Source organism: Burkholderia sp. E168m15 (assembly GCF_016586105.1).
Taxonomy (GTDB): domain Bacteria; phylum Pseudomonadota; class Gammaproteobacteria; order Burkholderiales; family Burkholderiaceae; genus Burkholderia; species Burkholderia orbicola.
On record NZ_BCPO01000046.1, the window covers coordinates 1 to 9,879 of the forward strand.

General features: G+C 72.2%; 2 protein-coding genes. Both read left to right on the forward strand.

The genetic code is table 11. The annotated features are described in order from the left end of the window. On the forward strand, positions 1-6,075 hold a 6,075-nt coding region (locus JMF86_RS07985; protein ID WP_201316930.1), incomplete at its 5' end, for a non-ribosomal peptide synthetase. A 9-nt stretch (positions 6,076-6,084) separates the two neighbouring features. Next, positions 6,085-9,879: non-ribosomal peptide synthetase (locus tag JMF86_RS07990; RefSeq protein WP_201316931.1), on the forward strand; the 3,795-nt coding region annotated here is incomplete at its 3' end.

Here is a 9,879-nt window from a genome sequence, read left to right on the forward strand (position 1 = left end):
GTCGATGCGCTGGCGCAGGACGCGACGCTCGCCCACGCGGCCGGCGTGCGCGTCGCGCCGCACCCGGAACAGGGCGCATACCTGATCTATACGTCGGGCTCGACCGGCACGCCGAAGGGCGTCGTCGTCTCGCACGGCGCGCTGGCCGACTACGTGCAGGGGATGCTCGACGAACTCGCGTTCGCGCCCGACGCATCGTTCGCGATGGTCTCGACAGTCGCGGCAGATCTCGGCCACACGACGCTGTTCGGCGCGTTGTGCGCGGGCCGCACGCTGCACCTGCTGCCGGCTGCGTGCGCATTCGATCCGGACCTGTTCGCCGACGAAATGCGCCGCCGTGAAGTCGGCGTGCTGAAGATCGTGCCGAGCCATCTGCAAGCGCTGCTCGACGCGCGCGTGCCGGCCGACGTGCTGCCGCGTCACGCGCTCGTGACGGGCGGCGAAACGCTCACGTGGGCGCTCGTCGCGCGCCTGGCCGCGCTCGCGCCAGCGTGCCGCGTGATCAACCATTACGGGCCGACCGAAGCGACCGTCGGCGCGATCGCGTGCGACACGGCGTCGATTGCCGCCGACGCGCGCGATCCCGCGAGCGGCGTGCCGCTCGGCCTGCCGCTGCCGAATGCACGCGCGCTGGTGCTCGATGCGTTCGGCGCGTGCGTGCCGACCGGCGCGACCGGCGAGCTGTATCTGGGCGGGCCGGGCGTCGCGCGCGGCTACCTCGGCCGCCCCGCGCAAACCGCCGAGCGCTTCGTGCCCGATCCGTTCACGCCCGGCGCGCGGCTGTATCGCACGGGCGACCGCGTGCGGTTGCGCACGGACGGCCGCCTCGCATTCCTCGGCCGGATCGACGATCAGGTGAAGATTCGCGGCTACCGCGTCGAGCCGGGCGAGGTGAGCGCGGCCGTGCGCGCGGCCGGCCCGATCGCGCAGGCCGAAACGCTCGCGATCGAGCACGACGGCCGCCTGCGGCTCGCGACGTTCGTGGTGATGCGCGACGGCGTGGCGTTCGACGAAGCGGCGGTACGCGCCGCGCTCGCCGCGACGTTGCCCGACTACATGGTGCCCGCGCAGTTCGTCGCACTGCGGCGCCTGCCGGTGACCGCGAACGGCAAGATCGATCGCGCGGCTTTGTGCGAACTGGCCGCCGTGCCGGTTGTGGGCGCGTCCAGCGATGCGCCGCAGGGCGCAGTCGAGACGGTGCTCGCCGACGTCTGGCAGGCCGTGCTGAAGGCGCCGAAGGTCGGACGCGACGACAATTTCTTCGAACTCGGCGGCGATTCGATCCTCGTGCTGCAGGTGATCGCCCGTGCCCGCAAGCGCGGCGTGCGCTTCACGCCGAAGCAACTGTTCGACGGGCCGACCGTCGCCGAACTCGCGCGCATCGCGAAAACGGACGATACGGCCGTCGCAGCGCAGCCGGCGAGTGCGGTTCCGACCGCGACTGCCACTGCCGCACCGGCCGCCACCCCGATCCTGACGCCCGCACAACAACGCTTCTTCGCGCTCGATATTCCGCACCGCGGCCACTGGAACCAATCAGTGTCGTTCGACGTGCGCGGCGCGTTCGACGCGGACGCATTCGCACGCGCATTCGACGCGTTGCTCACGCATCACGACGCATTCCGCCAGCGCTTCGCACGCGGCGCGGACGGCACGTGGCACGCGAGCGATGCGGCGAAGCCGTACGACGCGCTGCCGTTCGTCGAAGTCGCCGCACGCGACGAAGCCGACGCGCTGGCACGCTTCGACGCGCTGCAACGCCGTCTCGACCTCGGCCGCGGGCCGCTCGCCTGCGCGTGCGCGGCACGGCTGCCGGACGGTTCGACGCGGCTTTATCTCGCGATTCACCATGCGATCGTCGACGGTGTGTCGTGGCGCATCCTGCTCGACGACCTCGACACCGCCTACCGCGCGGCATGCGAACGCACGCCGGTCCGCCTGTCGCAGCCGGGCCTGCGCGCGGACGCCTGGGCTGCACGGCTTGCCCGCGCGGCAACGGAACCGGCGTCGCCGTTCGCAGGTGAAGCTACCTACTGGGCCGGCATGGCGCAGGGCGACGACATCGTGCCCGATCACCCCGACGCAGCGGCGACGAACGCCGATGCCGCCGTCGTCGTGCAGACGATCGACGCGGCATTGACCCGCGCCGCATTGACCGACGCGCACGCGGCCTATCGCACGCAGACGATCGAACTGCTCGGCGCGGCGCTCGCGCTGGCGCTGGCCGGCGCGCGCGGCGCCGCATCGTGCCGGGTCGAACTGGAAGGACACGGCCGCGAAGCGCTGTTCGACGACGCGGAGGCCAGCCGCACGATCGGCTGGCTGACGAGCCATTACCCGGTGACGCTGCCGGTCGCAGCGACGGCCCGCGACACGCTGTGCGCGGTCAAGGACGCGCTGCGCGCGGTGCCGCACAAGGGGCTCGGCTTCGGCGTGCTCGCGCACTATGGCGATACGGCCACGCGTGCGGCGCTGGCTGCCGTGCCGCGTCCGCGCGTCACGTTCAACTATCTCGGCCAGTTCGACGCGCCGCGCGATGCGATGCTCGTCCCGCGTTTCGGCGGCACCGGCGTCGAGCGCGATCCCCAAGGGCCGCTCGGCAACACGCTCGCGATCCATGCGTACCTCGACGCGGACGGCGACGGCGCGCGCACGCTGAAGGTCCACTGGGTCTACGGTGCGCCGCAATTCGAACGCGCGACGATCGACGCGTTCGCCGAACGCTTCGCCACCGCGTTGCGCGAACTCGTCGATGCATGTGCGTCGCGCGTCGCGCATCGCGGCGCCGGCGCGACGCCGGGCGATTTCCCGCTCGCGCAGGCCGCCGGTCTCACGCAGGCCGCGATCGAACGCGCGCCGCTCGACTGGCGCACGATCGACGACGTCTATCCGCTGTCGCCGATGCAGCAGGGCATCCTGTTCCATGCGCTGTTCGCGCCCGGCCACGCGAGCTACGTGAACCAGCTCGTCGCGACCGCCACCGGGCTGGACGCCGACCGGCTCGCGGCCGCGTTCGACGCGTCGGTCGCGCGTCACGACATCCTGCGCACGAGCGTGATGCCAGACGAAGCCGCGCCGCTGCAGTGCGTGCATCGTCACGCACGCATGCCGGTCGAACAGCTCGACTGGCGCACGCGCGGCGACACGCTCGATGCCGATTTCGACGCGTGGCTCGCGGCCGACCGCACGCGCGGTTTCGACTGGCGCGAGCCGCCGCTGATGCGGCTCACGCTGATCCGCGTGACGGACGACGCGTGGCGGGTCGTCTGGACGCGTCACCACGTGCTGCTCGACGGCTGGAGCACCGCGCGCCTGCTCGCGGACGTGCTGCGCGACTACCGCGACCCGGACGCCGTGTCGCCGTTCGCGAGCCGTCCGGCGCTGCGCTATCGCGATTTCATCGCGTGGCTCGGCACGCGCGACCGCGACGCCGACGAGCGCTTCTGGACCGGGCGCCTGGCACGGCTCGACGCACCGACGCTGATCGCGGAACGCACGGCCGACCGCGCGGATGCCGAGATGGTCACGTGGCGCGCGACGCTCGATGCCGACACGACGGCGCGCGTCGCGCAGACCGCCCGCGCGCTGAAGCTGACCGTCAACACGCTGGTGCAGGGCGCCTGGGCGCTCGCACTCCAGCGGATGACGCACCAGCCGGCCGTCGCGTTCGGCGCGACCGTCGCCGGCCGCCCCGACGCGCTCGCGGACGTCGACTCGGTGCTCGGTCTCTTCATCAACACGCTGCCGGTCATCACCGCGCCGGCGCCGCAGCAACGCGCGGCCGACTGGCTGCAAACGCTGCAGCGCGAGAACGCGGCGGCCGTCGAACACGCACACACGCCGCTCGCCGACATCCAGCGCCGGGCGCGCGGGTCGGGCGGCGCACTGTTCGACACGCTGGTCGTGTTCGAGAACTATCCGGTGGACGACACCGCGCGTGACGCCGATCCGCGCGCGCTGGCGTTGAGCGGCGTACGCAGCATCGAAGCGACCGATTTCGCACTGACGCTCGTGATCGAGAGCGGCGCCGAACTGACGATCGACTACGGCTACGACACCGCACGCGTCGACGCGCGTCAGGTCGAAACCTGGCACCGCGCGTTCGCTTGCGCGCTCGATGCGCTGGCCCGCACGCCGGACGCGCTGCTCGGCACGCTGTCGATCGCCGACGACGCGACCCGCGACGCGCTGGTGCGCGCTCAGGACACCGCACGGACCTGGCCGATGGAACAACGGCAGCCGCTGCATCTGCAATTCGCCGACGCGGCACGGGCGACGCCCGACGCGATCGCACTCGAATACGCGGACGCGCACGGCCGCGTGCAGCGTGCAACCTACCGCGAACTCGACGCCGCTACGTCGCGCATCGCGGCCGTGCTGCGCCGGCGCGGCGTGCAGCCCGACACGCCGGTCGCGCTGTGCGTCGAGCGCTCGTTCGACATGGTGATGGCGCTCGTCGGCGTGCTGAAGGCCGGCGCCGCGTATCTGCCGGTCGATCCCGACTATCCGGCCGAGCGCATTGCATACCTGCTGCGCGACGCGCGGCCGGCCGTCGCGATCACGCAGGCACATCTGCGCGAGCAGGTCGAGGCCGCGCTGGGCGAGGGCGCCGATACGCAACTGCTGACGGTCGCGGATCTGCTGGCCGACGAAGCGGGCGATATCGACGATGAAACCGCGGCGACCGACGACGCGCAGCTCGCGTACCTGATCTACACGTCCGGCTCGACCGGCAAGCCGAAGGGTGCCGGCAACACGCACGGCGCGCTCGCGAACCGGATCGCGTGGATGCAGCATGCGTACCGGCTGACGCGCGACGACGTCGTGCTGCACAAGACGCCGTTCGGCTTCGACGTGTCGGTGTGGGAATTCGTGTGGCCGCTGGCGATCGGCGCGAAGCTCGCGATCGCAGCACCCGGCGACCACCGCGACCCAGCCCGCCTGGCCGCCGCGATCCACGCGCACGGCGTGACGGTGCTGCATTTCGTGCCGTCGATGCTTGCCGCGTTCGCCGCGCATCTCGACGATTTCTCGGCCGCCGCGCAATGCGACAGCGTGCGCCTGATCGTCGCGAGCGGGGAGGCGCTGGCGCCCGAACTCGTCGCGAAGATGGCGCGGTTGCTGCCGAACGCGACGCTCGTGAACCTGTACGGGCCGACCGAAGCCGCGATCGACGTGTCGCACTGGACCTGCGGCCCCGATGACGCGCATGCGGTCGCGGTGCCGATCGGTCATCCGATCGCGAACCTGCAACTGCACGTGCTCGATGCCGCATGGCAGCCGGTGCCGGCCGGCGCGACCGGCGAACTGTATCTCGCGGGCGCAGGCCTCGCGCGCGGCTATCTCGGCCGTCCTGCGCTGACCGCCGAGCGCTTCGTGCCCGATCCGTTCGTGCCGGGCGCCCGCATGTACCGCACCGGCGACCTCGCACGACGGCGCGCGGACGGCGCGCTCGACTACCTCGGCCGCGTCGACACGCAGGTGAAGCTGCGCGGCCAGCGGATCGAGCCGGGCGAGATCGAGGCGCTGCTGCGCGCGGCGCCGGGTGTCAACGATGCGGTCGTGATCGTGCGCGACGAGCAACTGATCGGCTATGTCGCCCGTGGCGACGCCGGCCCGCTCGACCGTGCGGCGCTGCTCGACGCACTGCGCGCGCAACTGCCGGCGTACATGGTGCCGTCGCAGCTGATCGAGCTCGACGCGTTGCCCGTCACGCCGAACGGCAAGTGCGACCGCCATGCGCTGCCCGCGCCGGTGCGTGAAGCAACCGCAGCCGTCGAACTCGCGACGGACACCGAACGCGCGCTCGCCGACATCTGGCAACGCGTGCTGCACGTGGACGCGATCGGCCGCGACGGCGATTTCTTCCTGCTCGGCGGCCACTCGCTGCTCGCGACGCAGGCCCACGCGCAGGCCAACCTGCACTGGGGGCTCGCGCTGCCGCTGCGCACGCTGTTCGACACGCGCACGCTGGCGCGCTGCGCGGAAGCGATCGACGCGGCCTGCGCGGCACGCGGCGCGACCGATGCGGCGAGCGCGATCGACGCGCTGCTCGGCGAACTGGAAACCCAATAAGGACGACGGATGACGAAGGTTCAACCCGACTGGCTGGCGCTCGCGACGCGTTTCGCGCAACTGCCCGACGCGCAGCGCGCGGTCTTCATCGACAAGCTCGGCGCGGCCGGCATCGACTTCCGCGTGCTGCCGATCCCGCCGCGCACGCCGCGCAGCGACCGCGTGCCGGCATCGTTCGCGCAGACGCGGCTGTGGCTGCACGCGCGGCTGATCGATGCGCCGGACGCGTATCACATCACCGAGCGCCTCGCGCTGACGGGCCCGCTCGACGGGCATGCGCTGCGTCTCGCGTGCGATGCGCTGATCGCGCGCCATGAGGCGCTGCGCACGACCTTCGACGAAGCGCAGGACGGCGTCGCGCAGACGATCCATGCGCCGTTGCGCTGCCCGTGGCGCGAAACCGATCTCGAAGCGTTGCCGGACGCGCAGCGCGCAGCGCGTGCGGAAGCCGTCGCGACGGCCGACGAGGCCGAACCGTTCGATCTCGGCACGGCGCCGCTGGTGCGCGCGCATCTGGTCCGCTTCGACGCGACGCATCACTGGCTCGCACTGACCGTCCATCACATCGTGTCGGACGGCTGGTCGTCGGGCGTGATGCTGGAAGAACTCGCGGCGTTCTATCGCGCGTATGCGTCCGACCGGCCGGTGCCGCTCGCGCCGCTGCCGATCCAGTACGCCGACTACGCGCTGTGGCAGCGCCGCTGGCTCGATGCCGGCGAGCGCGACCGTCAGCTCGCGTTCTGGCGCGAACGGCTCGATCCGCAGCGCGGCGTGCTGACGCTGCCGGGCGCAACCGCGCGGCCGGCCCGTCGCAGTGCGCGCGGCGCGCGTCATGTGTTTTCGCTCGACGCGCGCATCGGTGCGCAGTTGCGCGCATTCGCGGCCGCATCCGGCGCGACGCCGTTCGCGGTGCTGCTCGCCGCGCTCGATGCGCTGCTGGCGCGCGCGACCGGCGACGCACGGATCTGCGTCGGCGTGCCGGCCGCGAACCGCGAGCGCGCGGAGGTCGCCGGCCTGATCGGCTTCTTCGTCAACACGCTCGCGATCGACGTCGACGTGCCCGCGCACGGCGACTTTTCATCGCTGGTCGCGCGTACGCAGCGCGCACTCGTCGACGCGCAGATGCACCAGGACGTGCCGTTCGAGCAGGTGGTCGACGCGCTCGGCGTGCCGCGCAGCGCCAGCCACCATCCGCTGTTCCAGGTGATGGCCGCGTACGGCGAACGCCGCGCGCTGCCGCCCCTCGGCGCGGCGTCGGCCGCGTTGCTGCCGTCCGGCACGCCGTCCGCGAAATTCGACCTGACGCTGTCCGTCGAAGCGACGCCGGACGGCACGTTTGACGCCGCCTTCATCTACGCGCTCGACCTGTTCGACGCGGATGCGATCGCGCGGCTGGTCGCGCGCTTCGTCACGCTGCTGACCGACGCGCTCGCGCGCCCGGATCTGCCGATTGGCGATCTCGACTGGCTGCCTGCCGACGAACGCGCGCAGCTTTTCGCATGGAATGCGCCGGCCGGCGCGACCGAGGCCGAGCCGTTCGTACCGGTGCATGCACGCATCGCCACCCATGCGCACGCGCGGCCCGACGCACGCGGCGTCGCCGATATCGATCGCGCATTGACGCGCGGCGAAGTCGATGCCCGTGCGGCGCGCCTCGCGCGCCACCTGGTGGCGGCCGGCGTGCGCCCCGAGATGCGCGTCGGCGTCGCGCTGCAGCGCTCGGTCGACCTGCTCGTCGCGCTGATCGCGGTACTGAAGTCGGGCGCCGCGTTCGTGCCGCTCGATCCGGCGCATCCGCGCGAACGGCTCGCGCAGATCGTCGGCGATGCGAACATTGCGCACGTGCTGACCGACGCCGCGAGCGCCGCGTCGCTGCCCGACTTGCCTGAACTGCGCATCTGGCGCGCGGACGCAATCGATGCGCTCGACGAAGCCGCGCACGTCGCGCTGCCGGACGTGCTGCCCGGCCACGCGGCGTATGCGATCTACACGTCGGGTTCGACCGGCAAGCCGAAGGGCGTGATCGTCGACCACGCGTCGTTCGCGCTGCATTGCGCGGCGATCGCCGAGCGCTACGGCGCGGGTGAAAACGACGTGTTCCTGTTGTTCCAGTCGGTGAATTTCGACGGCGCGCACGAAGGCTGGTTTTCGCAATACATGTCGGGCGCCGCCGTGTCGGTGACGGCCGACGTGCTGTGGCCGCCCGCGCAGACCTGCGCGATGATGATCCGCGACGGCGTGACGATGACCTACGTGCCGCCCGGCTGCGCCGCCCAGCTCGCCGAATGGGCGCTCGCGCACGGCGCACCGCCGACGCTGCGTTCGCTGACCGTCGGCGGCGAGGCGACGTCGCGCGAGGCGTTCGCGATGCTGCGCCGCGCGCTGCCGAACGTGCGCGTGGTCAACGGCTACGGCCCGACCGAAACCGTCATCACGCCGACGCTGTGGATGTTCCGGCCCGGCGACGAGCTCGCGAAGCTCGGCGACGCCGCGTATCTGCCGATCGGCACGCTGGTCGGCGCGCGCACCGCGCACGTGCTCGACGCGCGGCTGCATCCGCTGCCGGTCGGCGTGATCGGCGAACTGTACCTGGGCGGCGAGGGGATCGGCGTCGCGCGCGGCTACCTCGACCGTCCGGCGCTGACCGCCGAGCGTTTCGTGCCCGATCCGTACGGCGCGCCGGGCGCGCGACTGTACCGTACCGGCGACCTCGTGCGGCGCCGCGCGGACGGCGTGTTCGATTTCATCGGCCGCGTCGATCACCAGGTGAAGCTGCGCGGCCTGCGCATCGAACTCGGCGAAATCGAAGCGCAGCTCGCCGCACACGATGCGGTGCGCGAAGCCTGCGCGGTCGTGCACGGGCAGGGCGCGCTCGCGCAGCTCGTCGCGTACGTCGAGCTGACCGCCGAAGCGCAGGCGGCCGCGCAGCCGGTCGAAGCCGCGACGCTCGACGCGCATCTGCGTCGCACGCTGCCCGATTACATGGTGCCCGCGCAACTGATCGTGCTCGACGCGCTGCCGCGCAACGCGAACAGCAAGGTCGACCGTGCGCGGCTGCCGGCGCCGGTGCGCGTCGAACGTGCGTACGAGGCGCCGCACGACGGCGACGAAGCCGCGCTCGCGGCGATCTGGTGCGACGTGTTGAACCTGGAGCGCGTCGGCCGCGGCGATCACTTCTTCGATCTCGGCGGTCATTCGCTCGCCGCCGTGCGTGTCGCGACGCGCGTGGCCGAACGGCTCGGCCGCGACGTGCCGGTGCGCGCGCTGTTCGAGGCGCCCGTGCTCGCGCAATACGCGCGGCAGGTGGCCGATGCGCCGCGCGCCGCGCATACCGGCGCCACGGCGCCGGGCGTCGCGGTGGCCAAACCGGACGCTCACGGCGTGTGGCCGCTGTCACCCGCGCAGCTCGGCCTGTGGTTCCTGTGGCGCGCGCAGCCGGACAGCGCTGCGTACAACATTCCGGTCGCGCTGCGTGTGCGCGGCCCGCTCGATGTCGATGCGCTGCGCGCCGCGTTCGCGGATGCGGCAGCCGAGCATCCGGCGCTGCGTGCACGGCTCGTCGCCCGCGACGGCGCGCTGCCGGGCCAACGGATCGACGCAGACGTTGCCGTCGACCTGCCGGTGATCGACCTGTCGGCCCAAACCGATGCGCTGGCCCGCGCGGCCGCGCTGACCGACGAGGATGCGCTCGCGCCGTTCGACCTCACGGCCGACGCGCCGCTGTGGCGCGCCCGCGTGTTGCGACTCGGGGCGGACGATCACGTGCTGTCGGTGACGATCCATCACATCGTATCGGATGGCGAA